This is a genomic window from Amycolatopsis mongoliensis, assembly GCF_030285665.1.
Taxonomy (GTDB): domain Bacteria; phylum Actinomycetota; class Actinomycetes; order Mycobacteriales; family Pseudonocardiaceae; genus Amycolatopsis; species Amycolatopsis mongoliensis.
This window is the reverse complement of sequence record NZ_CP127295.1, coordinates 4,394,836-4,421,163: the sequence shown is the minus strand read 5'-3', so window position 1 is coordinate 4,421,163 and position 26,328 is coordinate 4,394,836. Positions and strand designations below refer to the sequence as shown.

General features: G+C 72.4%; 22 protein-coding genes. 7 read left to right on the top strand and 15 right to left on the bottom strand.

Going from position 1 to position 26,328, the window contains the following annotated elements; genetic code table 11:
• Nucleotides 1–28 precede the first annotated feature (28 nt).
• The gene (locus QRX60_RS21600) at nucleotides 29–1,255 is read right to left on the bottom strand and encodes a DUF6801 domain-containing protein (RefSeq protein WP_286002571.1); all 1,227 of its coding nucleotides are present in this window, start codon (nucleotides 1,253–1,255) and stop codon (nucleotides 29–31) included.
• 318 nt (nucleotides 1,256–1,573) lie between these two features.
• Between QRX60_RS21600 and QRX60_RS21595 the strand changes: the two genes are divergently transcribed.
• Together QRX60_RS21595 and QRX60_RS21590 are read left to right on the top strand one after the other, a co-directional pair.
• Nucleotides 1,574–2,137, top strand: a complete 564-nt coding sequence (locus QRX60_RS21595; RefSeq protein WP_286002570.1) for a hypothetical protein — start codon at nucleotides 1,574–1,576, stop codon at nucleotides 2,135–2,137.
• Nucleotides 2,134–3,318 (top strand): lipase family protein, encoded by a 1,185-nt coding sequence (locus tag QRX60_RS21590; protein ID WP_286002569.1) that lies wholly within the window; start codon nucleotides 2,134–2,136, stop codon nucleotides 3,316–3,318. The genes QRX60_RS21595 and QRX60_RS21590 overlap by 4 nt, the downstream gene beginning before the upstream one ends.
• Here the strand turns inward: QRX60_RS21590 and QRX60_RS21585 are convergent, their stop codons facing one another.
• Nucleotides 3,319–3,918: a hypothetical protein gene (locus tag QRX60_RS21585; RefSeq protein ID WP_286002568.1), complete on the bottom strand. Its 600-nt coding sequence runs from the start codon at nucleotides 3,916–3,918 to the stop codon at nucleotides 3,319–3,321.
• Nucleotides 3,919–3,957: 39 nt separating this feature from the next.
• Here QRX60_RS21585 and QRX60_RS21580 point away from each other — a divergent pair, with 39 nt between their 5' ends.
• The gene (locus QRX60_RS21580; protein WP_286002567.1) at nucleotides 3,958–4,479 is read left to right on the top strand and encodes a GtrA family protein; all 522 of its coding nucleotides are present in this window, start codon (nucleotides 3,958–3,960) and stop codon (nucleotides 4,477–4,479) included.
• A 361-nt stretch (nucleotides 4,480–4,840) separates the two neighbouring features.
• Here QRX60_RS21580 and QRX60_RS21575 read toward each other — a convergent pair whose 3' ends face one another.
• Nucleotides 4,841–6,037 carry a helix-turn-helix domain-containing protein gene (locus QRX60_RS21575; protein WP_286002566.1) on the bottom strand — a complete coding sequence of 399 codons (1,197 nt, stop codon included), beginning with the start codon at nucleotides 6,035–6,037 and terminating at the stop codon, nucleotides 4,841–4,843.
• Nucleotides 6,038–6,231: 194 nt separating this feature from the next.
• On the opposite strand from QRX60_RS21575, the gene QRX60_RS21570 reads away from it, so the two are divergent.
• The 4 genes from QRX60_RS21570 to QRX60_RS21555 all read left to right on the top strand — a co-directional run bounded on the left by QRX60_RS21570 (nucleotide 6,232) and on the right by QRX60_RS21555 (nucleotide 11,511).
• Nucleotides 6,232–7,440, top strand: coding sequence for a PucR family transcriptional regulator (locus QRX60_RS21570; protein ID WP_286002565.1), 1,209 nt, complete (start codon nucleotides 6,232–6,234; stop codon nucleotides 7,438–7,440).
• A 337-nt stretch (nucleotides 7,441–7,777) separates the two neighbouring features.
• Entirely contained in the window at nucleotides 7,778–8,710 is a 933-nt protein-coding gene (locus QRX60_RS21565; protein WP_286002564.1) for an alpha/beta fold hydrolase, read from the top strand.
• Between the two features lie 381 nt (nucleotides 8,711–9,091).
• Nucleotides 9,092–10,282: a helix-turn-helix domain-containing protein gene (locus tag QRX60_RS21560; RefSeq protein WP_286003661.1), complete on the top strand. Its 1,191-nt coding sequence runs from the start codon at nucleotides 9,092–9,094 to the stop codon at nucleotides 10,280–10,282.
• A gap of 32 nt (nucleotides 10,283–10,314) precedes the next feature.
• Nucleotides 10,315–11,511, top strand: coding sequence for a helix-turn-helix domain-containing protein (locus QRX60_RS21555; RefSeq protein WP_286002563.1), 1,197 nt, complete (start codon nucleotides 10,315–10,317; stop codon nucleotides 11,509–11,511).
• A gap of 14 nt (nucleotides 11,512–11,525) precedes the next feature.
• Here QRX60_RS21555 and QRX60_RS21550 read toward each other — a convergent pair whose 3' ends face one another.
• From QRX60_RS21550 to QRX60_RS21495, 12 genes are all read right to left on the bottom strand, one after another.
• Nucleotides 11,526–16,313, bottom strand: coding sequence for a type I polyketide synthase (locus tag QRX60_RS21550; protein WP_286002562.1), 4,788 nt, complete (start codon nucleotides 16,311–16,313; stop codon nucleotides 11,526–11,528).
• Nucleotides 16,314–16,555: 242 nt separating this feature from the next.
• Nucleotides 16,556–17,137, bottom strand: coding sequence for a hypothetical protein (locus QRX60_RS21545; protein ID WP_286002561.1), 582 nt, complete (start codon nucleotides 17,135–17,137; stop codon nucleotides 16,556–16,558).
• Entirely contained in the window at nucleotides 17,134–17,631 is a 498-nt protein-coding gene (locus QRX60_RS21540) for a hypothetical protein (protein ID WP_286002560.1), read from the bottom strand. Before QRX60_RS21540 ends, QRX60_RS21545 begins: the two co-directional genes overlap by 4 nt.
• The gene (locus QRX60_RS21535; RefSeq protein WP_286002559.1) at nucleotides 17,628–18,734 is read right to left on the bottom strand and encodes an MlaD family protein; all 1,107 of its coding nucleotides are present in this window, start codon (nucleotides 18,732–18,734) and stop codon (nucleotides 17,628–17,630) included. Before QRX60_RS21535 ends, QRX60_RS21540 begins: the two co-directional genes overlap by 4 nt.
• The gene (locus tag QRX60_RS21530) at nucleotides 18,734–19,705 is read right to left on the bottom strand and encodes an MCE family protein (RefSeq protein ID WP_286002558.1); all 972 of its coding nucleotides are present in this window, start codon (nucleotides 19,703–19,705) and stop codon (nucleotides 18,734–18,736) included. Before QRX60_RS21530 ends, QRX60_RS21535 begins: the two co-directional genes overlap by 1 nt.
• Nucleotides 19,702–20,700: an MCE family protein gene (locus QRX60_RS21525; RefSeq protein WP_286002557.1), complete on the bottom strand. Its 999-nt coding sequence runs from the start codon at nucleotides 20,698–20,700 to the stop codon at nucleotides 19,702–19,704. The genes QRX60_RS21530 and QRX60_RS21525 overlap by 4 nt, the downstream gene beginning before the upstream one ends.
• Nucleotides 20,700–21,710: an MCE family protein gene (locus tag QRX60_RS21520; RefSeq protein ID WP_286002556.1), complete on the bottom strand. Its 1,011-nt coding sequence runs from the start codon at nucleotides 21,708–21,710 to the stop codon at nucleotides 20,700–20,702. Before QRX60_RS21520 ends, QRX60_RS21525 begins: the two co-directional genes overlap by 1 nt.
• The gene (locus QRX60_RS21515) at nucleotides 21,707–22,723 is read right to left on the bottom strand and encodes an MCE family protein (RefSeq protein ID WP_286002555.1); all 1,017 of its coding nucleotides are present in this window, start codon (nucleotides 22,721–22,723) and stop codon (nucleotides 21,707–21,709) included. Before QRX60_RS21515 ends, QRX60_RS21520 begins: the two co-directional genes overlap by 4 nt.
• Nucleotides 22,720–23,916, bottom strand: coding sequence for an MCE family protein (locus QRX60_RS21510; protein ID WP_286002554.1), 1,197 nt, complete (start codon nucleotides 23,914–23,916; stop codon nucleotides 22,720–22,722). Before QRX60_RS21510 ends, QRX60_RS21515 begins: the two co-directional genes overlap by 4 nt.
• A complete protein-coding gene (locus QRX60_RS21505; protein ID WP_013229372.1) occupies nucleotides 23,913–24,728 on the bottom strand; it encodes an MlaE family ABC transporter permease in 816 nt (271 codons plus the stop codon). Before QRX60_RS21505 ends, QRX60_RS21510 begins: the two co-directional genes overlap by 4 nt.
• The gene (locus QRX60_RS21500) at nucleotides 24,729–25,514 is read right to left on the bottom strand and encodes an MlaE family ABC transporter permease (protein ID WP_286002553.1); all 786 of its coding nucleotides are present in this window, start codon (nucleotides 25,512–25,514) and stop codon (nucleotides 24,729–24,731) included. It abuts the gene before it with no gap.
• Nucleotides 25,511–26,254 carry a hypothetical protein gene (locus QRX60_RS21495; RefSeq protein ID WP_286002552.1) on the bottom strand — a complete coding sequence of 248 codons (744 nt, stop codon included), beginning with the start codon at nucleotides 26,252–26,254 and terminating at the stop codon, nucleotides 25,511–25,513. The genes QRX60_RS21500 and QRX60_RS21495 overlap by 4 nt, the downstream gene beginning before the upstream one ends.
• Nucleotides 26,255–26,328: the final 74 nt, after the last annotated feature.

The window sequence follows — 26,328 nt, the reverse complement described above, 5'->3', positions numbered from 1 at the left end:
GCGGCGCGACGGGGGCCGGCAGTTCGGGTCACTTCTTGGCGAGCACGAGGTCCAGCGTGTTGCCGTCGCTCTTCGCGAACGCGCTGATGATGTCGTTGAACGAGCCGCAGTTCTGCAGCGCGGACAGCGAGTAGGTGCCCGACAGCTTGCCGCCCTTGAGCAGGTCGAAGTCGGGACCGGTGGTCATTTCGCTGGTCGACGAGCTGACCGTGCCGCACTTCGGGTCGGTGCTGATCGGGATGCCGAACAGGTTGACCGTGGTGAGGAACGTGTCGAACTTGATGTGCGCCTTGAAGCCGGTGCCCACCAGCTCCCCGGTCTGCGGGCCGTTCTGCACGACCTTGACGTCCGAGCTGCCCTGCAGGAACCCGAAGAGCTTGAAGTCGGTGTGCGTCGGGTTCAGCTTCAGGTCACCGGTGAACGTCTTGGCCGACAGGTTGACGTCGGCGTCGAACGAGCCGGTGATCGGCGCGGTGCTGCCGAGCGACTTCAGCGACGTCGACCCGGTGATGCCGAAGGAGTACTTGATGCCCCCGCCCGGCGGGGTCGTGGTGGGCGGGGTGGTCGTCGGCGGCGTGGTGGTCGGGGGCGTGGTCGTCGGCGGGGTGGTGGTGGGCGGGGTCGTCGTCCCGCCACCGCCGGCGATGGTGATCGTGGCCAGGGTGTTGTTCTGGCCGGCGTCCTGCGTGCAGGGCGCGTCGATCGTGCCGTCCGGCGTGATGCCGGTGACCGAGCCGTCGGCCTTGCGCGGGGTGACCTTGAGGTTCAAGTCGCCGACGGTGATCTTCGCCTGGCCGGCCTGGGTGAACGTCAGCGACGGGGTCTTGCCCGCCGCGTTGATGTTCAGCTCACCCGAAGCCGGGATGTTCGTCTTGTCCAGCGTGATCGGGACGTTGACCGGCAGGTTGAGGCTCGGCGCGGCGACGGTCGCGGCGGCCGTCGCGGTGCCCTCGATCGTCGTGGCGCCGATCAGGCTCAGGCCCGCGACGGTGTCCGCGTTGATGGTGGACACGGCCTTGATGTCGAACGCGCCGGTCGGCTGCCCGGTGTTCACCGTGGTCGGCAGATCGGTGTTGATCACCACCTTCAGCGACTGCGAGCCCACCAGCGGGAACGTGCAGTGGTAGTTCAGCGTCAGCGAAACCGGGTCGGCGGCACTGGTCTGCGCCCCGACGAGCAGTGCGGTGGCGACCAGCCCCACCGCGCCCACGACCGCGGCGGCCGCGGCCGTCTTCTTGCCTCTTGGGTGATTCACGATGGTCCTTCCGTGTATCAACAGTGATACGAAACGGCGCGCGCTATTCGAGAATCGCGACCGGACCGTAAGCTAACGAGCGCGGATGGCGCCGATCAAGAGCTTTTGGTGAAAACGTCACGCGGTACCGGTAAATTGTCACCCCGGCACGTCAGCCGGGCCGGGTTCCTAGCAGGCAAGGGAAGGTTTCCCCAGCACAGCGCGGTCGGCGAACCGCTGACGTGCATGACAAATCCCCGCCGCGGAATGTTGACGCACGTGCCAACCGGCTATTCTCTTCTTGCCCGCACGCAACCGCGCCGCGTAGCTTCGAAACCCATGAAAAGAATGCACAGCGTGGTGCTCGCAATGGCGGCGGCCGCGCTCCTGTCGTGCTCCGCCTGCGGGTCCGGCGCCCCGGCCGACCCCGGCCGGCACGCCGACCCCGCGGCGCTGGCCTGGGTCGACAAGGTGTGCACCGGGGTGGCCGCGGGCTCGGCGAAGCTCTCGCAGCCACCGGCGGTCGACGACGCCGACCCGGTGAAGACCCGGGACGCGATGGTCGACTTCCTGGGCCGTCTCGGCTCGGCCCTCGACGACATGGCGGGCGGCATCCGCACCGCCGGTGTCCCGCCCGTCCCGGATGGACAGTCCGCTGTGGACAAGGCGACCGGCACCCTCGCCGAGACCAAGTCCAAGCTGACCGAGACGAAGTCCAAGATGGAGCAGGCGAAGGTGACCGACCAGGGCAGCCTGCGCCAGGTCATCTCCGAGGCGGACGCGACCATGGGGCAGCTCGCCGACCCGGAGGGCCCGATCAAGGACCTCAAGGCGAACCCCGAGCTGAACCTGGCCTTCAGCGAGTCCGCGACCTGCAAGCGCGTCTACGGGACGGGCTCGTGACCGCCCGCCGCCTGCTCGCCGCGCTGGCGGCGCTGGTGCTCGCCGCCGTGGTCGCGCCCGCGGCGTCGGCGGCACCGGAACCCGGGCCCTTCGACGACTCGTTCTACACACCGCCTTCGCCCCTGCCCGCGGGCAAGCCGGGTGACGTGATCCGCTGGCGGACGTCGAACGCCGGGCCGCGCAAGGCATCCGTCGACGCGTGGCAGGTGATGTACCTGTCCACCGACGCACTCGGGCAGCCCGACGCCGTCACCGGGACCGTGCTCGTCCCGAAGAACGTCGACCGCGCGACCGCGCCGATCGTCTCCTTCGACCCCGGCACGCACGGCCCGGCGTTCGGCTGCACGCCGTCGAAGATGATCGACATCGGCGCGTTCTACGAGCAGCCCGGCCTCGACGACCTGCTCGACGCCGGTTATGCCGTCGCCGTCCCGGACTACGAGGGCTACCAGAGCACGCCGAAGACGACGTACGTCGTGGGCCGGTCCGAAGGCCCGGCGGTGCTCGACGGGGTCCGCGCGGCCCAGCGGCTCACCGCCGCCGGGCTGTCCGCGACGGCGAAGGTCGTCTTCCGCGGCTACTCCCAGGGCGGCGGCGCCGCGGCGTGGGCCGGGGAGCTGCAACCCACCTACGCGCCGGAACTGAACCTCGTCGGCATCGCGGCGGGTGGGGTGCCGGCGGACCTCGTCCAGGTGACGCTGCAACTCGACGGCAAGTTCGGGTTCGGCGTGTTCGCCTACGCGCTGCTCGGCCTCGACCAGGCCTACCCGGAGCTGCAGCTCGACTCGTTCCTCAGCGACAACGGCCGCGCGAAGCTGGCCGAGATGAAGCAGAGCGCGTGCACGTTCGAGCTGCTCACGAGGTACGCGAACCAGAAGATCGCGGACTACACGACCGGCCCGGGCTACATCAAGCCCGCGTGGGTGGCGCGGCTGAACGAGAACAAGCTCGGCGGCAGCCCGCCGAAGGTGCCGGTGTTCCAGTACCACGCGACCGGTGACCAGCTGGTGCAGTTCGCGCAGGCCGACAGCTTGCACAAGGCGTACTGCGCGGCCGGCGTCCAGGAGACGTGGAAGACCTACGACACCGACCACATCACGCTGGTCTACACCGGCAACGCCGACGTCCTGGCGTTCGTCAAGGACCGGATCGCCGGGAAGCCGGCGACGTCGAGCTGCTGATCAGCGGTTCGGCCTGCCGTGCGGGTGCTGCTGCTGCCACGAGCTGATCACCGAGCTCACGTACTGCTGCCAGGTGTCCTGGGGCGGCGGCGACGTCGTGGGGCGCGCGGGCTTGCGTCCCGCGGCGGCGGCCGGGGCGTTCGTGGTCCGGACCGGCGAATCGTGCACCTTCGCGGTGAGCGGGGCCGGCTCGGCCGTGGCGCTCATCGTCTCCACCGCGTCGCTCGAGGCCGGCGGCGCGGCGGGGGCGGTGACGCCCGGCGGCGGCGTGGCGGTCCCCCCGACCTGCTGCGGCTGGAACAGCACGACGGCGGCCAGCCCGAGCGCGACGGCCGCACCCGCGGCGAGGACGTACGGCTTGGTCCGGCGGGGCTCGGCGGGCGGAGCTTCCAGGGGACGCTCGTCCTCGGGCTCCGGCGCCGCGAGCTCGGCGTCGAGGATGGCCAGCGGGTCGGGCCGGGGTTCGGGCTCCGGTTCGGGCACGGGTTCGCCGGCGAGCATCGCGTCGAGGTCACCGCGGATCATCAGCGGCTTCGTCTGCGAGAGGCTCACCAGTTCGGCGACCGAGGGGAGCTCGCCCTCACCGCCCGTGCGTGCCATCGAAAGACCTCCACCCTGTCGGCGTCACCTGGAGGAACCATGCCCGAGCCGCGAGAGCTGCTCCGCTTCGCCGTCGTCGGCCTGGCCGCGTACGGGGTCACCCTACTGGGCGACTACAGCCTGAAGCTCACCGTGTTCCGTGAGAAACCGGTAACGGCGCTTTTCTTCGCGACGGTGGCCTCGACGGCGTTCGCGTACCTGCTGTCCCGGCGCTGGTCGTTCGCCGGCCGCGGCGGCCATCGGCGGGCCCGCGAGGCGGCACTGTTCTTCGTGGTCAACGCGGGTGCGGTGGCGGTGAACCTGGTGCCCCCGCTGATCTCGCGGTACGCGCTGCACCTGTCGGTCCCGCACGTGAGCTACCTGGCGCAGGAGGTCGCGGACTTCGTGGCCGGGATGGTGCTGGGCACGCTGTCCGGGACGGCGTTCCGCTGGTACGGCTACCGGCGGTGGGTGTTCCCGCGGTCGGCCCCACCACTCGGCGTCGCCCGGAGTGGTGAAGCCGAGGTGGCCGTAGAGCGGCTTGCCGGACCGCGCGACGGGGCGGTCCTCGAAGTGCCGTAGGACGGCGCTGAAGGCGCAGCCGACGCTCGGTCGGGGGCGGATGGCCTGCTCCGCAGAGCCGATCGCCACGCCGCCAACCGGACGACTCCGCCTTGGGCCGAGCGCCCCAATGTGGCGTTCGGTGCGTCCCACGCACCCAACGCGGCGTTCGTGCGCCCCACGCACCCAACGCGGCGTTCGGTGCGTCCGGCGGCCCGCTCGAACCCGGCCGCGCGAACGGGAGCCGGCTCGCTGCCGGACTGATCCGGCAGCCGAGCAACCCTTCGGCGCCGCCGCGCACCCACTCAAGCCCGGCCCACCCGCGCAGCCGCCCGAGCCGCTGCGGTGTCGGCGCCGCTGCGCGCCGCCGTCCGGCCCCGGCTCACTCCCCGTCCGGCAGGGCCCGCTCCGCCAGCAGCGCCAGCTCCAGCCGCAGCCGCTCACCCGGATCGTCCAGCCGTGCCCCGAACAGCTCGCCCAGCTTCTTCAGCCGCGCCCGGATCGTCTGCGGGTGCAGGTCGAGCAACCGCCCCAGCTCGGGTGCGCTCCCCCGGGTCTGGACCAGCGCCAGCAACGTCTCGGCCAGCTGCTCCCGGCGCTTCCCGGTCACCCCGGCCAGCGGCGCCAACGTCGTGGAAGCCAGCTGGGCCACCAGGAACTCGTCCGCGAGCAGCAACAGCGTCGTCAGGTGGTCGCGGCACCACACCACCGGGCCCGGCGCGTCCAGCAGCCCCCGCGCCGCCAGGTCGATCGCGCGCCGGGCGATCCTGAACGACTCCGGGGCCGAAGCCGGGGGCACCAGGGGCCCGACCGCCGCCGTCCAGCCGGCCGGCAACGCCGCCAGCCCCGCGAGGTCCGTGTCCGGGGCCGGGGTCAACGCCGCCGGTGGATCGCCGGCGGGGTCGGCCGGGACGTGCGCGGGCAGCAGGCCCGGCGGGAACTCCGGCGCGCCCGGCAGCGCCCGGAACGCCACCGCGGCCACCTGTGCCGGCACCGGCAGCCCGGACGCCGCGAGCAGACCGTCCACTTCGGCCGGTGTGCGGCCGCCGATCAGGGCGTGCAGCAGCCGCCGGTGGCGCTCGCCGGTGCCGGACATCGCCGCTTCGGCCGCGCTGTAGCCCTCGGCGACCGCCGCCATCGACGTCTCGACGTCGGCGAACATCCCCTCGGCCGCGCCGTACAGGACGTCGCCGGACAGGCCGGCATCCCGGGCGATGTCGGCGATCCAGCGCCACGTCACCCGGCTCGACACGCGCACGGCCGCCTGCACCGCCTCGCGGCTCAGACCATCGTGGAACGCCTCGCGCCCGTGGCCGCGGAACTCGGCCAGCCGGTCGGCCTGCCACATCGCGGGCGTGCCGACGCGGTCGATGTCCCGCTCGATCCCGCGCCGCGCCTGCTCGATCGCCGCGGTCCGGGCCGGGCCGTGGCCGTAACTCGCGGAATATTCCGGAATCTCGGCGGCGATGCCCTCGATGCAGGCCCGCGCGATCTCCGGGATCCGCGGGCGCACCGCGTCGCCGAGCTCGTGGGGCAGGCGGGCCCAGACGGACCCCTTCGAAGCAGCGGAACCGCGCATGGAAATTCGGTCCTCCACTTGGGAATTGGCGCCCCAGAAATATCCCGCCATCTGACACGGAGCGTAGAACGCCCACCCGTCCGTGTCAAAAGGACGTCACCGCGTCACCCTTTCCGGGAACACCTCGTTGATTTTTCAGTGACACAACCGTCGGATACGCTCTGCTCCGCCCGGACGAACTCGAAGGGGGATTCGTGGTCGAGTACCGCAGCTTCCGCCTGCTGGCCTCGCTGCCGCGCGCACTGGGCGCGGGCCTGCGCCCGCACGTCGGGCACGCCGCGGCCTCGATGATCCAGGAGGTCCAGCGCACGGTCCCCGCCTACGGCCAGCCGCTCAAGGGTGTGTTCGGCAAGGTCCTGGTCAAGAGCGTCGAGTACGCCGTGCAGCACTGCGTCGACTCGATGGGCGAGCCGGACCTGTCCCACGAGCACTGGGCCGACTTCTACCGCGGCCGCGGCCGCATCGAGTTCACCGAGGGCCGCAACCTCGACGCGCTGCAGGACAGCGCCACCGTCGGGGCCCGGGTGGCCTGGCGGGCGATGCACCCCGGCGTCGTCGCCGCGGGCGTCGACCCGGCCGTGATCTCGGTCGCCGCGGAGGCCATCTTCGCCTACGTCGACGAGCTGTGCGCCACCGCGATCGAGGGCTACCAGCAGGCGCAGGCCGAGGCCGAGGGCGCCGTCCCGGTCCGCCGCCGGCGGCTGCTCGAGCTCATCGTCCAAGGCCCCGAAGGCGCCGCGACCAGCATCGCCGGGCTCGCCGGCGGGGCGGGCTGGCCGCTGCCGGAGACCGCCGCGATGGTCGCCCTCGAACGCGGTCCCGACGCCGCCGACTTCCCCGCCGACCTGCTCGGCGACGGCGTCCTGGCCGACCTCGACGGTCCCGAGCCGCACCTGCTCACCCGCGATCCCGACGCCGACCTCGCGCCCCTGGAAGCCAAGCTCGACGGGTGGCGGGCCGCGGTGTCCCCCACCGTGCCGCTGGCCGACGCCCCGGCCGCGCTGCGCACCGCCCGCCGGGCCCTGCTGCTGTCCGGCCCGGACGTCCCCGGACCGATCATCTGGTGCCGCGACCACCTCGCCACCCTGTGGCTGCTCGCGGAGGACTTCCTGGCCGCCGAGCTGGCCCGGCAGAGCCTCGACCCGTTCGCCTCCCTCAGCGAGAAGCAGCGTGACCGGCTCAGCGAGACGCTGCTGGCCTGGCTGGAGACGCGCGGCGGGGCGCCCGAGATCGCGCAGCGCCTCGGCGTCCACCCGCAGACCGTGCGCAACCGGCTGCGGCAGCTGGAGGAGCTGTTCGGCGACCGGCTCAAGGACGCCGACGACCGCCTGGGCATGCAGCTCGCCCTGCGGGCTCAGCGGCTCATGCGCGCGCACCGGCCGGACGGTGAGCGGGAGCGCTGAGGGCGCGGTCGAGCGCGCGCACCGGCATCGGCAGCACGCGCCACCACGCACGGCGCCCCGGCCGCGGCGGCGGGAGCTGCTGGTGCGGGAGGGGAAAACTCGCGCGGCAGGACATCAGCGCGTCCGGTGCGTCATTGCGACCATGCCTTCGAGGAATACGCGGATACCGGCGGAATGTCGAGAGGCATTACCGGTGAATCCGGCAGAACCCGCACTTCCGATCGCCTTTCCGGTTCCGTTCTTGTCATGCACACCCGCATTCGGCCGAAGTGGTGTTCGCCACATCGGGTGCAAGTAGTCGGATGCCCTATTTTCGGGTTCGCGAGAAAGGCCGCCGATGACACTCGAGACGTACACGCTCACCCTCCACGGCCGCCGGATCCGGCTGCACGAGCACACGCCGCCGTCGGACGCGGGCGACGAAGCGATCGTGCTGCTGCACGGGATCGCGGGCAGCGCCGAGACCTGGGCCCCGGTCCTGGCGCGGTGCGCCGCGCTGGGCCGGCGCGTGCTGGCACCCGACCTGCCCGGCCACGGCGCATCGGAGGCACCGCGCGCCGACTACGGCCTCGGCGCGCTGGCGAGCACCGTGCGGGACGTGCTGGCGGTGTCGGGCGTGCGGCACGCGACCGTCGTCGGCCACTCGCTCGGCGGCGGCGTCGCGATGCAGTTCGCCTACCAGTTCCCGGAAATGTGCGACCGGCTGGTGCTCGTCGGCAGCGCCGGGCTGGGCCCGGAGGTGAGCCCGGTGCTGCGGGCCACGGCCTTGCCGGGCGCGCCGGCCGTGCTGGCGTGCGCGGTGAACCGCGTGACGCTCGCGATCGCGCGGGCCGCGGCCCGGCTCGGACGCCGGCTCGGCGGGTCGTTGAAAACTGAAACACGGGAGCTGGCCCGGCATTTCGGCTCGCTGGCCGATCCCGCGCGGCGGCGGGCGTTCCTGTTCATCGCGCGCAGCCTGATCGACCTGCGCGGGCAGCGCGCGAGCGCCGTCGAGAAGCTCTACCTGGCCGAGGCCGTGCCGACGCTGCTGGTCTGGGGCGCGCGGGACCCGCTCATCCCCGTGGCACACGGCCACCGGACCGCCGAACTGCTGCCGAACGGACGATTGACCGTGCGGCAAAACGCGAAACACTTTCCACATGTGTCCGACCCGGACGGGTTCTGCCTGCTGCTGAACGAGTTCGTCACGGGGACCGAGCCCGCGCGGCTGACCCTGGACGACGTCGTCGAGCGGCTCACGGCCGCCGCGGGCCGGAAAACACCCTCCTGAAAAGTTGTCATCCGCGCACCATCCGCCCGAAGCGGAAGTGTCACCTCTCATCGCGCCGTTCCACCCGTTCGGGTGTAGTCCGGACGGGTTACCGCAAAGTCAGCGGAGAACCCGTTGACAGTGCCGTTCGCGCGAAATTATGTTGCCTGAGCCACAAAATCCGGACCGGCTTCGACGACGAAGAGGCCAGTTTTGTTGCCAGCAAGGATAAAACACATGACCGACATGGACACCGGGTTCGCCACCCCCGCACTGCGGACGGGCCGGCCCAACCCCGGCGAGCGCTCTTCCGGACCGGCGTACCGGCAGCAGTCCGTGTCGGCCGACCGGCCCCGGCCCGCCTACCCACCCGCCCCGCGGACCCCGGCGGAACCCCGGCCCGTGCGCGCTTCCGGCGCCATCGGGCTGTGGGCGTCGCTGCCCCGCGAGCTGGCGATCCGCTTCAAGCCGCGGGTCGACCCGCTGGCCCGCGCCATCTTGCAGGAGGTCCAGCGGGCGGTGCCCGAGTACCGCCAGCCGCTCGAAGGCGCGTTCGGGCACATCATCACGCAGGGTGTCCGGCAGGCGATCATCCAATGCCTCGACAGTGTCGGCACCCCGGGTGCCGTACCGCTCGAAACGTGGACGACCGTGTTCCGCAACCTGGGCAAGATCGAGTTCAACGAGGGGCGCAGCCTCGACTGCCTGCAGACGGCCTACCGGGTCGGCGGGCGCGTCGCGTGGCGGCACATCTCCGAGTTCGGGCAGGCCGCCGGGCTCGCCGCGGACACGCTGTGCACCAGCGCGGAAGCCATCTTCGCCTACGTCGACGAGATCTCCGCGCTCTCGATCGAGGGCTACACGGCGGCGCAGACCCGCGCCGCCGGCACCCGCGCGCGCCGCCGGAGACGGCTGCTCGAACTGCTGCTCGCCGACCCGCCGTCGGCGCCGCAGACCATCAGCGCGCAGGCCGCGACCGCGCAGTGGGCGCTGCCGGCGGAGGTCACGGTCGTCGCCCTCGAACCCCGCGCCGACCAGCACAGCCTCGCCGCGCCGGACCTGCACTCCGACGTCCTCGTCGACCTCGAGGGCGGCGAGCCGTGCCTGGTCACCGGCGACGCGGAGAAGCACCTGAAGAACCTCACCGAGCGGCTGCAGGGCTGGCGCGCGGTGATCGGCCCGACCGTGCGGCTCACCGACGCGCCGCGGTCGCTGCTGTGGGCGCGCCGGACGCTGAAGCTCGTCCAGCGCGGCGTGCTGCCGGACGCGCCGGTCACGCGCTGCACCGACCACCTCTCCACGCTGTGGCTGCTCGCCGACGAGTTCCTGGTCCGCGAACTGTGCTCGCGCAGCCTGGAGCCGTTCCGGGACCTCACCCCGAAGCAACGGGCGCGCCTCGGCGAGACGCTGCTGATCTGGCTGCAGTCCCGCGGCAGCGCACCCGAGATCGCGAAGAAGCTCAAGGTGCACCCGCAGACCGTGCGGTACCGCATGCACCAGCTCGTCGACCTGTTCGGCGACCGGCTCGACAACGCCGACGACCGGCTCGACATGGAGATCGCGCTGCGGGCGGAGGCCCTGCTCGGTTCCTGAGATCGGCTCATCCCGAAGGAGTGGTGAGACTAGTGACGGGACCGTCCGGCGAATCGGCCTTCGGGCCGATGCTGAGCGGCGACGGCCGGCCGGGACAGCTGTGGGCCCTGCTCCCCCGGGAGCTGGCCGCGGTGTTCCGGCCGCGGATGCTCGACGTCGCCGACGAGGTGCTGCGCGAGATCCAGCGGACCATCCCGGACTACGCGCGGCCGCTCGACGGCGCCTTCGGCAAGGCGCTGCGGGCCGGCGTGCAGGCGGCGATCCTGCAGTTCATCGACCGGATCGCCGCGTCCGGGCCGGTGCCGGACTCGCGGCGGAAGCTGTTCGTCGGGCTCGGCGTGCACGAGCTCGCGCAGGGCCGCAACCTCGACGTCCTGCAGGCGGCGTACCGGGTCGGCGCGCGCGTGACCTGGCGGCGGATGGCCGAGGTGGGGACGCGGGCGGGCGTGCCGTCGGCGACGCTGTGCCTGCTGGCCGAGGCGATCTTCGCCTACATCGACGAGCTGTCGGCGTTGTCGATCGAAGGGCACGCGGCGGCGCAGGCCCGCGCGGCGGGCGCGCTGGAACGCCGTCGCCGCCGGCTGCTCGACCTGCTGCTGGCCGACCCGCCGGCACCGTCGCGGACGGTCCAGGAAGCGGCGACGGCGGCGGACTGGCCGTTGCCGCACCGGCTGGTCGCGGTGGCCTTGGCCGGCCCGGCGGACGTCACCGGGCTGGACGCGCTGGAGGACTTGGAAGACGGGACGCCGCGGCTGCTGCTGCCGGTGCCTTCGGACCGTTCCGCGTTGATCGCGGCCCTGGCCGGTCACCGGGCCGCGGTCGGTCCTCCGGTGCCCCCGCGTCAGGCGGGCCGTTCCCTGGCGACGGCGCAGGAGGCGTTGCGCCTGGTGGCGGCCGACGTCCTCCCGGACGAGCCCCTGACCTGGTGCGAAGACCACCTGGCGACGTTGTGGCTGTGCAAGGAGCCGTTCCTCGCGACCGAGGTGTCCCGGCGCCGGCTGGCCCCGCTGACGGCGTTGAACCCCAAGCAGTACAACCGCCTGGCGGGGACGCTGCTGGCCTGGCTGGAGACGTGCGGCAACGTCCGCGAGGTCGCCGACCGCCTGGCGATCCACCCCCAGACGGTCCGCGCCCGGGCCCAGGAGCTGGAGACGTTGTTCGCGGACCACCTGCGGGATCCGGACGACCGCTTCGAGATGATCCTCGCCCTCCGCGCCACCCTGACCTAGGGCGACGCGTGACGCTAGAGCGTCGGCTCGTCCGGCCGCAGCACCCGCGCCGGCCGCTCGGGCGCGGGGACCGGTGTACCCGTCACGTACCCGGCGAGGTCGTCCAGGCTCGCGCCCCGCAGGAGCAGCGGCACCGGTAGCGTGACGCCGAACTCGCGCTCGGCCGCCGCCCGCGCCCGCATCGCCGTCAGGGAGTCCAGGCCCAGCTCGACCAGCGGCACGTCCCGGGGCACCGGGCCGCCGAGCAGCCCGGCGACGAGGTCCGCGAGCCGCTCGGGCGCGGTCGCGGGAACGCCCGTCAGCACTTCGGAGAAGAACGGCCGTCGGAGGAGTTCCGGGAACAGCCCGGCGACGCGGCCCGCGTCGAGCCGGCCGATCCCGGCCGACGGCCGGTCCGCACCGAGCACCGCGGGCAGGGCGTCGAGTCCTTCGGCCACCGGCAACGGGTCCAGCACGGGGTCCGCGCCCCAGTTCACCGTCGTCGCGGGCAGCCCGCGCGAGCGACGCCAGGCGGCGAACGCGTCCAGCCACGCGTCCGCGGTCGCGAGGGCCGTCCGGGCGGGCGCGCCGACCAGCGCCGCCGACGACGAATACGTCAGCCACCAGTCCGGTGGGGTGTCGGCGGTCGCTTCGTGCAGCCGCCGCGCACCGAGCACCTTGGGCCGCCACACGGCCGAGACGTCGTCGCCGGGGACGCCCGCCGCGTGCACGATTCCCCGCAGCGGCAGCCCGTCCGCGGTGGCCGCGGCGACGAGCCGTTCCGCGACACCGGGTTCCGCGATGTCACCGGTGACGGTCACGACGTCCACTCCGGACAGTCCAGCCTCCCCGCCCGACCGTCCGCAAAGGACGATCCGGGTCGCGCCGTTGCCCGCCAGCCAGCGCGCGGTGGCCGAGCCCAGCGCACCGAAGCCGCCGGTGATCACGTACGCGCCCGGGCCGGTCGACCCGCCGTCGACGAGCGGCACGCGGGTCAACCGGGCCGCGTACCGGACGCCGTGGCGCCAGCACACCTCGTCGTCCGGTGCGTCCGAGCGCAGCTCGCGAGCGAGAACGTCCACCGGTGACCGGGCGTCGCAGTCGACGAGCGTCGCCCGCAACCCCGGCCGGTCGAAGGCGAGCACCCGCACCAGGCCGCGCAGGAACGCCAGCCCCGGCTCGCCGCCCGACTGCGTGACCAGGTGGAACCGGACGCCGGGCCCGAGGCGGGCGAGCACCGAGCGGACGGTGCGCAGCAGGTCCTGGGCGTCCACGGGATCGCGGTAGGCGTGGGGCGCTCCGGCGAGGAAGACGACGCCGCGCACCGGCCGCTCGGCCAGGAACCCCGGCAGCTCGCCGAGGTCGTCCTGCGGCAGGGAAAGCGCCTCGTCCCCGGCGGCGGCCAGTGCGAGGGCGAGCGCGACGGCCCGGCCGAGCGCGGCCGGGTGCTCGTCGGTGAGCAGCAGCCACGAACCCGGTCCCGCCGGCGGGACCGGGGGCAGCGGCACTTGCGGCCACGCCGTCCCGAACACGCGGGCGGCGAGCGGCACGCCGCCCCCGGCCTGGGCGCGGACGTCACCGAAGTCGACGACGACTTCGGCGTCCTCCGTGACGAGCTGGACGACCCCGTCGGCCGGCGCCGCCTCGCACCGCACGCCCCGGCTCGGGTCGCCGAGCAGGCGGACCCGGCCGAACCCGGCCGGCGGGCGGCTGCCGGTCAGCGCGCGCACGCAGCTGCCGGCCAGGACCGGGTGCAGCGCGTACCCCGGCGGTGACGGGGTCACCGCCGCGCGAACGGGATCCTCCACTTCGGACAGTGCAAGAGGAGCGGGTTCGGTGTCGGCCGAGACCCACGCCGTCGCGTGCCGCACCCAGCCCGCGCCGGTCTTCGCCCGCACCACGGCGGTGCCGTCGGCCCGGATCTCCGTGCTGAGCAGCGTTTCCCCGGTCACCGCGAGCGTCCGGTGCACTTCGAGGACGTCGACCCGGACGCGACCGGTGCCGAACAGCTCCCGGGCGCCGGCCAGGAACAGCTCCAGGAACCCGGTCGCCGGGAACACCGGGACGTCGTGCACCCGGTGCTCGCCCAGCCACGCGGGCGCGTCCGGCGCGATCGTCGCCTGCCACAGGTGCCTGCCCTCGTCCGGCACCTCGACACGGGTGCCGAGCAGCGGATGGCCGGCGCTGCGCCGGGGCGGCCGGAACGTCCGGTGTTCCCACGGGGGCGGGGGCAGGTCGAGCACGGGCGCCTCCGGGTACCGCCGGCCGAGCACCGCCGGGTGCCCGGCCGCGTGCAGTTCGGCCAGCGAACGCGCGAAAGCGTTTTCTTCACCGTCGCGCCGGCTCAGGGTGGGCAGCGTCCGGACGCCGGCCGCGGTCTGCTCGACGGCCGGCAGTGCGATCGGGTGCGGCGAGACCTCGACGAACCAGCGGTGCCCGTCGGCGACGGCGGCCGCGACCGCCTGGGTGAACCGGACCGGACGCCGCAGGTTGGCGGTCCAGTAGCCGGCGTCGAAGGTCGGCACCGCGCGCGGGTCGTCGAGCACGCTCGAGTAGTACGCCGTCGCCGGCGGCACCGGCCGCAGCTGACCGAGCCCGGCGCGGAACCGGCCGAGGATCGGGTCGACGGCGGCCGAGTGCCCGGTTCCGGCCAGCAGGCGCGCCATCCGCCCACGTCCGTCCACATAGGACACCAGCGCGGCGACGTGCTCGGCGCCGCCGGTGACCGTGCACTGCGCCGGCGACGCGTGTTCGACGACCGTGACGCCCGGGAACCCCAGTTCGAGCACCTCGGCGGCGGACAGCTCGACGACGGCCATCGCACCGGCGGGCAGCTCCGAGAGCAGGTTCGCCCGGCTGACGACGATGTCGAGCCCGGTCTCGGCGTCCAGCACGCCGGCGACGACGGCCGCCGCGATCTCGCCCGCCGACTGCCCGAGCACGGCGGCGGGCTCGACGCCGTGTGCCCGCCACCACCCCGCCAGGGCGACCTGCAGGCCGAACACCAGCGGCGGCACGACGGCCGGGTCGCCGAGCGGCCGGCGCAACGCGCCCCGCAGCGAGAACCCCGCCTTGGCCAGGAACACCGGCTCGAGCGCGGCCACCGCGGCCCGGAACTCCGGCTCGGCGCCCAGCATCCGCCGTCCCATCGCCGGCCACTGCGAGCCGGCCCCCGAGAACACGAAGACCGGGCGCGGCAGCTCGCGCCCGGCCGTACCCCGCACGACGTCCGCCGTGGTCCCGCCGCCGGCGACGGCCCGCAGGCCCGCGGCCAGTGCGGCGCGGGACGACGTGACGACGGCGGCCCGCAGCGGCAGCTGCTCCCGGCGCCGGGCGAGTGTCGCGGCCAGGTCGCCCGGCGCGGTCCCCCGGCCGGGCCCGGTGAGCCAGTCCGCCAGCTCGCCGGCCCGGCGGCGCAGGGCCGGCTCCGACCGGCCCGACACCGTGAAGACCTGTGGCCGGCCGTTCCACCGCGAGCCGGGCGTGGCGGGTTCGAGCGGTTTCGGCCATTCCTCGAGCACGACGTGCGCTCCCGTGCCGCCGGAGCCGAACGCCGAGACGCCGGCGCGGGCGGTGCCGGCGTACCGCGGCCAGTCCGCCGGTTTGTCCACACGGGACAGAGGGAGTGCGGCGTCCCCAGGTGAGGGCGGGAGCCGGTCGTGCCACAGGGCCAGGACCACCTTGATCAGCCCGAGGATCCCCGACGCCGCGGCGAGGTGGCCGAACACCGTGCTCGCCGACCCCGCCAGCAGTGGCCGTCGCGGATCGCGGGCTCCGCCGGCCATCACCTCGAAAGCCTCGTCCGGACCACCCCGCGTCTCGATGTAGTCCACAGTGGGCAGGTCCGATCCGGCCACGGCGTGCGCGTCGGCGAGCACCTCGCGCATGTTCGGACCGGCGGACCACCCGGCCGCGCTGCCGCGGATCACCGCCAGCACGCGGTCGCCGTCGCGGCGGGCGTCCGCCAGCCGTTTCAGCACCACCACTCCGCACCCCTCGCCCGGCACGACGCCGTCGTCCGGCGGGGCGAACAGCACGTGGACCCCCGCCGCCAGCGCCAGGTCGGCCTCCCCCGCGGCCAGCGCCCGAACCGCCTGGTGGACCGCCACCAGCGCCGCCGAGCCCGCCGTGTCCACCACCATGCTGGGTCCGCGCAGGTCGAACCTCTCCGACACCCCGTTCGCGATCAGCGACGCGGCCGCCCCGGCGTCGGTGAACCGCGCCGAGTCCGCCGCCGAGACACCGGCGAACACGCCGGTCCGGCTGCCGCGCAGCCTCCCGGGTGCGATGCCCGCGTGTTCGAGCGCCGCCCACGCCGTCTCCAGGAGGATCCGCTGCCTCGGGTCCATCGCCGCCGCTTCGGCCGGGTCGATCCCGAAGAAGGCGGCGTCGAACCCCGCGACGTCAGTCAGGAACGCGCCGCGGAATTCCGCCTCGAACCACGGACGGCGGTCCGGCGGCACGGTGCCGGTGACGTCGGAGCCGGTGAGCAGCGCGCGCCAGAGCTGGTCCGGCGACTCGATGCCCCCCGGAAACCGGCAGCCGACGCCGAGCACGGCCACCGGTTCACCCGCCCGGGGTCGCGGCCGGGACTCGGCCAGCGCCGCGGCCAGCGCGGCGATCGAGGGGTACCGGCCGAGCAGGCCGAGGTCGGGTTCCCGACCGAGCAGCTCGCCCAGTTCGGCGGCGACGGTCACCGCGTCCCGCGACGACAGGCCCAGCTCGGCCAGCGGGACCCGGGCGTCGACCAGGTCCGGCGCGAGCCCGGCGAGCCCGGCGATCCGCTCGGTGAGCCAGCGGCGCAGCTCACCGGGGTCGGTCATCGCAGGCCGTCCGGGGTGCGCGATTCGACGATATCGACCGTCGGCACCGGGCACCCGCGTTCGTCCGAAGCAGACCGGAGTGCAGAACTCGTGAGCATGGATTCCTCGCGCATTTCTCGCGGCGTATCGGTGATTCACCGTATTTCCCGCATTGAATCCCTGTCAACGAATCGAGAATGCGCCGGAATACTTTGTCATTCCGTTCACTGCGTACCGGGCAACGCCTGTTGTCGGCGTGACAATCACGCCGCGGACATCCCCGTGATCCGCCACTTCCCGCCCACGCGTTCGGCCGTGACGCTCAGTTGGGCGGCACCGGTGCTGCGCTGCCCGTCGCCCCGGGTTCCGGTCTGGTCGAGGAACACCAGCAGCGCCGCGCGGTCGCCGTCCAGCAGTTTCACCCCGGACGCCACCGCGGTCGACGTGACCACGAGTTTCTGGTCGGCGGCGAGCTTCCGGACCTCTCCGAAGAGCTGCGCGTACTGCGCGAGCGCGGGACCGGTGAGGAGGTCCTTCGCCGCCTGTTCGTTCTTCGCCGGATCGTCGTAGCGGTAGGAGAACAGCGTGCCGAGCGCGGCACTGATCTGTTTCCCGGCGTCCGCGGTGCCCGCGACATCGGAAAGCGCGGTGTTGTGCGCCACGACGGAGTTCGTGCTCCGCGCTTCGAGCGTGAACCACCCGGCAAGCCCCGCCAGCACGACGGCGACCGCGGCGAGCACCCACGGCGCCCGGCGGCGAGGTGGCACGACCGGCGTATCGACCGGCTTCGGGTCGTGGTGACGCCCGGCGACCTTGACCGAGCGTTTCTTCGTGGGCACGGTCATGGCGTCTCCCCCGCCGGGACCTGACCCAGCCCCGTAACCCGCCAGCCGTCGGGGCCGCGGGTCAGGTCGGCCTGGAACCGGTTGCGTTTCGTCACGGCGTCCCCGCCTTCAGGAGCCACCACCAGCTCGACCGAGGCGATCAGCTTCGCCGTGCCCGCTCCGGTGTCCACTTCGGTCACCGCGGCGTCGGTCACCTTGCCGGTGGTGACGGTCTTCGCCTGCGCGATCCGGTCGAGGCTGCCCTGCCGGTCCTGCGCCAGCTCGTCGTGCAGCGCGCCGCCCGAGAGCTCGAGCCAGTGCTGATACCCCGGCGCCGCCTGCCGGTAGTCCAAAGTGGTCAGTCCGGCGACGGCGGTCCGGCCCGCCTGCAAGGCATCCTCCCGGACGACCGCCCGGGCGACACCGTCGTCGTGCGCCGCCTGCCACCAGGTGAACCCCGACCACCCGGCCGCCACGGTCGCCAAGACCGCGGCCACCCACGCGAAGATCCTCACGGCCGTCCTCCCGGTGCGTTCTGCGAACCCCGCACGTTCGTCGGGTCGCCCTTCGGCAGCGCGCAGCGCGCGGCCGTGTTCAGCGGGCCGGTCGAAGTGTCGAGGCCGTTGCGGTACGGCGTCGTGTACCCGGTGGTGCACGGCGGCGGGTCGAAGAAGGTCAGCGACAGCCCGAAGTGCGCGCCGTCCGGCCGCACCACCGCGGCGGCCGCGGCGACCGCCTCCGGCGCGGTGATCAGCAGCTGCCGCAGCCCGCCCTGGCGCGCTTCGAGGACGTCCGCGGTGGTCAGCAGGTTGGCCAGCAGCACGCCCAGCTGGGGCCCGGAGTCGCGGATCAGCGCGCCGACCTCGTTCGCCGCCGCCGGGACCGCCGGGATGAGCGTGCGCAGGTCGCCGTCGGACTGCTTGAGCGTCGACGCGAGCAGCTTCGCGTTGGCGCCGAACTCGCGGATCGCGCCGGCCTGCTGCACCTGGGTGTCGAGCACGACGTGCGCGTCGGTGACGAACCGGGTCAGCGGTGCCACGTGCGCGCTCGCCGCCTGCACGAACTCGATGCCGCGGCCGACGAGCTGGTCGAGCGCCGGGCCGGCGTCGGACGTCGCGTTGTACAGCTCGTCGACGACCGTGCGCAACGCGGGCTTGGGCACCGAATTGGCGAAGGAGTCCACTGTCGACAAAACCACGTCGACCGGCAGCGGGATCCTCGTGTCGGCCTGCGTGAGCACGGACCCGTCCCGCAGCTTCGGGCCGCCGTCGGTGCGCGGCCGCAGGTCGACGTACTGCTCGCCGACGGCCGACCGGTCGGCGACGACGGCCTCGGTGTCGGCCGGGACGGGCGCGGTGCCGGCGTCGATCTCGAGGTCGGCTTCCATCCCGGCCGGGGTCAGCCGCAGCTCGCCGACGCGGCCGATCGGGACCCCGCGGTAGGTCACCTCGGCGTTGGTGAAGATGCCGCCACCGGTCGGGAACTGCGCCCGGACGGTGTAGCCGCGGTCGAAGAACACCTTGTCGAGGCCCGCGTAGGTGGCCCCGACGTAGGCGACGCCGAGGACGGCGATGACGACGAAGGCGGTCACCTGGACGCGCACGAACCGGGTCAGCATCAGTGGCCCACCTTGAGGAACCCGTTGAGGTAGTCGCCGCGGATGGCGTCCAGCGCGGCGTCCGGGAACGGGAAGGTGAAGATCATCTCCATCGCCTTCGGCAGCTTGTCCCCGGAGTCGGCCAGCCGCCGCAGCAGCGGTTCGAGGGCTTTCAGGTCGGCGACCAGGTCGTCCTTGCTCTTGTTCACCGTGTCGACGGCGACCGAGGTCAGCCCGTCCAGGGACTTGAGCATCCCGACCAGCGCCTCCCGCTGCTGGTTGAGGACGCCGATACCGGGGGTCAGGCCGTTGAGCGTCGTGGTGATCTGGTCGGTGTGCGCGTTGAGCGTCTGCGCCAGCTTGTTGACGCTCTCGATGGCCCGCGTGATCTCGGTGCGGTGCTCGTCGAGCCCCTTCACGAATTCGTCCAAACTGGACAGCAGGCTGCGCGCCGCGGTTTCGCGACCGCCGAGAGCGTCGTTGAGCTGGTGGCTGATGTTCTGGACCTGCGCCACCCCACCGCCGTTGAGCAGCAGCGACAACGCACCGAAGACCTCTTCGATTTCGGGCGTCAAAGTGGAGCGATCCAGCGGGATGGCCGCGCCGTCGAGGAGCCGGCCGGTCGGCGTCGCGTCGTCCGGCGGGGCCAGCTCGACGAACTTCTCGCCGAGGACGCTGGCCTGCCGCAGCCGCGCGACGGCGTTGCCCGGCAGGTCGACGTCGCCGTTGAGGAGCAGGCCGACGATCGCGCTGTGCCCGTCCGGCGCCAGTTCGACCTTGACGACCTGCCCCACCGGCACGTCGTTGACCTTGACCCCGGACTGCGGCACCAGGTCGAGGACGTTCGTGAAGCTCGCGGTCACGTGGATCGGGTGGTCACCGAGCGCGGCGCCGCCGGGCAGCGGGATGTCGTAGACGCTGACCCCGCGGCCGCAGCCGGTGGTGACCAGCGCGAGCGTCACGACCGCGGCGAGCTTGACCAGGGACTTCATTTCGGCTCCGGGAACTCGAGGAGGTTGCCGCGGCCGTCGATGGTCCCGTTCGCCCGGTCGTAGGCGCCCAGCAGGTTCGTCAGGGCGTTCGGGGCCGCCTGGAGGGCTTCGGCGAGGGAGTCCTTCTGGTCCACCAGCACCTTCGTGACGTCCGCCAGCTTGTCCACGTTCGACTGGACCTTGCCGCGGTTGTCCTTGATGAACCCCTGCACGACGCCCAGCGCCTGGGTCAGCTCGGTCAGCGCGCCGGAGAACTGGTCGCGCTGGTCGGCCAGGACCTTGCTGAGCGACGCGATCTGCGAGATGGCCTGCTTCACCTGGCCGTCGTTGGCGGCGAGCATCGCGGTGAACTTGCTGATGTTGTCGACGGACCCGAACAGGTCGTCCTTGGAGTCGCTCGCCGCGCGCGCGAACTCGCCGAGGTTCTTGATCGCTTCGCCGATGGTCTGCCCGTTGCCGTTCAGGTACTCGGCCGACTTGGTCAGCACGTCGCTGACCGCGCCGTCCTTGTTCGCGCCCTGCGGGCCGAGCGCCGTCATCAGCTGGTTGAGGCTGTGCAGGAGGTCGTCGACCTCGACCGGGGTCGCGGTGCGCTCCCGCGGGATCGAAGCGCCGTCGGCCAGCTGCGGTCCGCCGTGGTAGACGGGCGTGATCTGCACGTACCGGTCGGCGACGAGGCTCGGCGTGATGACGACGGCCCCGGCGTCGGCGGGCAGCCGGACGTCCGGCTCCAGCGTCATGGTCACCTTGACGTCGGTGCCGTTCGGTTCCACTTGGGACACCGAGCCGATGGCGACGCCCAGCACGCGGACGTCGGAGTTCGGGTAGATGCCGACGGCGGCGGCGAAGTACGCGGTCAGCGTGCGTTCGGCGGGCGCGGTGACCAGCGGCCACACGCCCGAGACCACCAGCGCGAGCACCACGCCGAGCGCGAGCGCCCGGAGCCGGCCGCGCCGGCGGGCCCGGGCCCCCAGGTCGATGAGCTGGTGCGCCATCAGCGTCCCCCGTTCTTCGGCGGCAGGCAGCTGCCCGGCGTGGTGCCGGTGGGGATGAGCCCGCAGATGTAGGTGTCGATCCACCGGCCGTTGCCGACGGCGTTGCCGAGCAGCCGGTAGAACGGGCCGGCCAGGCGCAGGCTGTCCTCCAGCTTCCCCTGGTTCCGCTGCAGCACGGTCGCGACGCGGTCGAGCTGGTCGAGCGCCGGGCCGAGCGTCTTCTGGTTGTCGGCGACGAGCCCGCGCAGCTGGATCGAGAGGTTCTTGATGCCGCTGAACAGCGACGCGATCGCGTCCTTGCGGGCGTTCAGCTCGGTGAGCAGCGTGGTGCCGTCGCGGATCAGGGCCTGGATCTGGTCGGAACGCTCGCCGAGCGTCTTGGACACCTGGTTGGTGTTCTGGAACAGCTTGACCAGCTCGTCGTCGCGGGACGCAAGCGTTTGCGACAGGGCTGCGATCCCGTCGAACGCGGTCTTGACGTCGCTGGGTGCCGACGCGCCGAGGGTGTCGGACAGGACGCGGAACGCCTGCGCGAGCTGGTTCGTGTCGATCGCGCCGACCGTGCTCGCGAGGTCGTTGAACACCTCGGTGACGTCGTAGGGCGAGCTGGTGCGCTCGGGCGGGATCGGCTGGTCCGGGTTCAGCTCGCCGTTGCCGACCGGGTCGAGCACGAGGTTCTTCTGGCCCAGCAGCGTCTTGATCTTGATCGCCGCCGTCGTCCGGTTGCCGACCCAGGTGTCCTTGACCCGGAACAGCACCTCGACGTGGTCGCCGGCCAGCCGCACGTCGGTGACCTCGCCGACCTTCACCCCGGCGACGCGGACCTCGTCGTTCGGCTTCAGCCCGGCGGCCTCGTGGAACTCGGCCTTGTACGTGGTGCCGCCGCCGAGGATCGGCAGGTCGTCGGAGAAGAACGTGGCGCTGCCGGCCAGGGCCATGACCAGCGCGGTCACCGCGCCGACGGCGATCGGGTTCCGGGACCGGAACGGCTTGATCCGGGGCGGTTTCATCGGCACCTCGCGGCCGTGACGGGGATGCCGGGCGGGGGCCCGCCGGGCGCCGGTTTCGCGTCGGTCTCCACCGAGCAGAGGTAGAAGTTCGCCCACGAGCCGTAGGAGAAGAGCGTGCCGATGCGGTCGAGCTTCTTCGGCAGGTTGTCGAGGAACTGCTGGAACACCGGGGTGTTGTCGGCCAGGTTCTTCGACAGGTCGCCGAGCGCGGTGATGCTGTCCTTGAGCGGCTGACGCCCCTGCTGCAGCAGGCCGGCGGTGGCGGTGGTCAGCTCGCCGAGGCCGCCGATCGCCTGCCCGATCGGCTTCGCGTCCGCGGCCAGGCCGGTGACGAGCTGCGCGGTCGTGTCGACGAGCGCGTCGAACTGGTCGCCCTGGGCGTTCACGGTGTCGAGCACGGTGTTGAGGTTGCCGATCACCTGGCCGATCAGGGCGTCCTTGCCGGCCAGGGTGGACGTGAGCGACGCGGTGTGCTGCAGCAGGCTCTCGATCGTGCTGCCCTCGCCCTGCAGGACCTGGATGATCTCGAACGACAACTGGTTGACGTCGTTCGGCGACAGCGCCTGGAAGAGCGGCTTGAAGCCGTTGAACAACGCGGTGAGGTCGAGCGCGGGCTTGGTCCGCTCCAGCGGGATCTGCGCGCCTTCCGCGAGCGTCGGCGAAGTATCCGTGGCCCCCGGGTCGACCGAGAGGTACCGCTGCCCGACGAGGTTGCGGTAGCGGATGGTGACCGAAGCCGACGCCGTCAGCCGGTGCGCGCGGTCGACGGAGAACGCGACGTCGGCCAGCCGGTGTTCGACGACGTGCACCTCGTCGACCTGGCCGATCCGGACGCCGGCCATCCGGACCTCGTCGCCGGGGTTGACCGAGGTGGCGTCGGTGAACCGGGCCGAGTAGCCGATGGTGGCGCCGACGCTGGAGTTGGCGATGGTGATCGCGAGGATCCCGGTGGCGACCGCGGTCACCAGGAAGAAGATCAGGCCCTTGATCGCGGGGCCCGCGACGCTCCTCATCGGACGGTCACCTCCGTCCCGCGCAGCGCCGGTCCGATGAGGACACTGCTCCAGTCGGGCACGTCGCCCAGCGTGGGCTTCAGCAGCTCGGCGACGAGCTGCCGCTCACCCGGCGAGTTGGCCGGGCCCAGGTCGCCGTCGGCGGCGCCCGGGGCCGCCGCGCCGCCGCCGTAGCACTTCGGCCCGCCGGTGGCGTCGAACCGCGGGGTGTCGCGGCCCGGCACGTACTTGCCGCGCGGGTCCTGCACGGTGAGCGTCACGTGCAGGCCCGGCTCGTTCGTGCCCTTGCCGAGCGCCTTCTCCATCAGCGGCTTGAGCCGGGTCACCGCGTCGACCAGGCACGGGAACTCCGGCGAGTACTGCGAGAGCAGCTCCAGCGACGGCCGGCTCTCGACCGAGACGCCGATGATGTTGTCCTTGTTCTTCCGCAGGAAGTCGTTCAGGTGCCCGGTGGCGCTGGTGACGCTCGAGTAGAGGTTGTCGAGGTCCGCGCGGGTGTCCACGATGGTCTTCGCGGTCGTCGACAGGTCGGTCAGCGCCTGCAGGATGTCCGGCGCGGCGCCCGTGTAGACGTCGGCCGCGTTGGCGAGCCCGGTGATGTCCGCCTTGAACTGCGGCATCAGCGGGTTGACCTGGGCCAGCAGGTCCTGCAGCTGCACGATGCTCTCGCCGATCGGCTTCCCGCGGTGGTCGAGGGCCTGCGAGATCGCGCCGAGCGAGCTGTTCAGCTTCTGCGGCTGGACCGCCCGCAGCAGCGGCAGCAGGTCACCGAGGACGCGTTCCAGCTCGATCGCGTTGGCCGAGTGGTCCTGCCCGATGACGTCGCCCGCGCTGAGCTTCCCTTGTGGACGGTCCGGCAGCACGAGGTTGACGTACCGCTCGCCGAAGACCGTCTTCGGCAGCAGCCGCGCGGAGACGTTCCCGGGCAGCATCCCGATCTTCGCCGGGTCGAGCGCGAGGTCGATCTCGGCGCCCGTGCGCGTGCTGCGCACCGCCCGGACCTCGCCGAACGGCACGCCCTTGACCTTCACCTCGGCGGTCGGCGCGAGCTGATTGCCGAGGCGATCCGCCCGCAGCGTCACCAGCTCCGAATCGTCGAAGTCCTTGTCGTAGATGGCGACCGCGAGATAGCCGAGCAGGACGAGCACGCCGAGGAACGCGACCCCGGCGAGCTGCGTGCCGAACCGGCTCATCCCGACACCTTCACCGTCGTCGTCGCGCCCCAGATGGCCAGGGACAGGAAGAGGTCGAGCACGCTGATCAGCACGATCGACGTCCGCACGGCCCGGCCCACCGCGACGCCGACACCGGCCGGGCCGCCGGACGCGCGGTAGCCGTAGAAGCAGTGCGTCAGGATCACGCCGACGCTGAAGACGAGCACCTTGCCGAACGACCAGAGCACGTCACCCGGCGGCAGGAACAGCGTGAAGTAGTGGTCGTAGGTGCCGCCGGACTGGCCGAAGAAGACGACCGTGGTGAGCCGCGAGCCGAGGTAGGAGATCAGCAGGCCGATGACGTAGAGCGGGATGATCGCGATGAACCCGGCGACGATCCGGGTGGTGACCAGGTACGGCATGCTCCGCACGGCCATCACCTCGAGCGCGTCGATCTCCTCGGAGATCCGCATCGCGCCCAGCTGCGCGGTGAACCCACTGCCCACAGTGGACGAAAGCGCGAGCCCGGCGACGAGCGGCGCGATCTCGCGGGTGTTGAAGTACGCGGTGAGGAACCCCGTCATCGCCGAGATGTTGATCTGGTTCAGCGCGCTGAAACCCTGCAGGCCCACGGTGACGCCGGTGAACACGCACAGCCCGACCATCACGCCGATGGTGCCGCCGATCACCGCGAGCGCGCCGCTGCCGAACGTCACCTCGGCCAGCAGCCGCACCACTTCCCGGAAGTAGCGCGTCACCGCCAGCGGGACGGCCGCGAGCGCGCGGACGTAGAAGAGCAGCTGGTCGCCGAGGTCGAACAGCCGGTCGCCGGGTTTGCCGAGGATGGCCACTCAGGTCCCCTTCGCCGGAACGAGTTGCAGGTACAGGGCGGTGAGCACGGTGTTGACGAAGAACAGCAGCAGGAACGTGATGACGACGGACTGGTTGACGACGTCCCCGACCCCCTTCGGGCCGCCCTTGGGGTTCAGGCCGCGGTAGGAGGCGACGACCCCGGCGAGGTAGCCGAAGATCACCGCCTTCACCGAGCTGACGACGAGGTCGGGCAGCTGCGCGAGGGCGTTGAAGCTGGCCAGGTACGCGCCGGGCGTGCCGCCCTGGACGATGACGTTGAAGAAGTAGCCGCCGAGCACGCCGACCACGCTGACCAGGCCGTTGAGCAGCACGGACGCGCAGACGGCGGCCTGCACCCGCGGCACGACCAGGCGGTGGATCGGCGAGACGCCGAGCACCTCCATCGCGTCGATCTCCTCGCGGATGCTGCGCGCGCCGAGGTCGGCGCAGATCGCGCTGCCTCCCGCGCCGGCGATGATCAGCGTCGTCACGATCGGGCTGGCCTGCTGCACGACGGCCAGGACGCTCGCCGCGCCGTTGAACTGCTGGGCGCCGATCTGGCTGGTGAGCGAGCCGAGCTGCAGCGAGATCACGGCACCGAACGGGATGGAGACGAGGATCGCCGGCGCGATGGACACACTGGCGATGAACCAGAACTGCTGGACGAACTCGCGCACCTGGTACGGGCGGCGAAACATCGCCAGGATGATGTCGAGGCCCATCGCACACATGCGGCCGAACTCGCGCAGGCCGTTCGCGGCGCGCTGCTGCACCTGGATCGTCATGCCGTCCCGCAGCCGTTCGGGCCGGTGCTGCCGACGCAGCGGAGCACGAGGTCGGTCACCAACGTGTTGCCCGGCCCGGAAACCAGGCCGGTGAGCAGGCGGCTGAGGTCCTCGTGGCCGCGGCAGCCCGCGAACGGCGGCGTGGTGAACGTCGTCTGCGTCTTCGCCGGCTGCGCGGGGAACGCCAGCGGCAGCAGGGACTTGAGGGTCACCTCGGCCGGCTGCGCGGTGCGGCAGTCCGGGCCGACGTCGAGCGCCTTGCCGTCCACTTCGACGTTCGACAGCTTGACGAAGACCTTCGCCGTGACTTCCGCGTCGGCGCAGAGGTTGGTCTGCGTCTGCTTGCAGCCGGTGTCCTTGCCGGTCAGCACCTGGGTGCTGCCGGTGACGTCCCCGGCCGGGACCAGCTCGACCGTGCCGGTGGCCGGCATGAACCGGAAGGCGACGAAGTAGCTGGAGGTCACCGGGATGCTGAGCTTGCCGGTGATCGGCACGCGGCCGCTGAGGCCGAGCAGGGCGCCGTCGAAGCGGCCCTGCGGGAAAGCGATGTCCGAACCGAGCTTCGCGACGTGGCTGGTGGTCGGCTGCTGCTCGTCGCCGACGTAGAAGCCGACCGGGAAGTTGACCGCGGCCGGTGCCTGCGGCGCGTTCTCGCCCGGCGCGGCTTCCGCGGCGCCGAGCGAGAACGCGGTCAGCACCAGCACGAGCAGGAGCGGCACCGCACGTGTCAGCACTGACATCCGAAGTTCCTCATGGTTCGTAGTTACTCACGATTCCTGGTGGCACACAAGGAATCCGCGTTTCTTGTCATGCC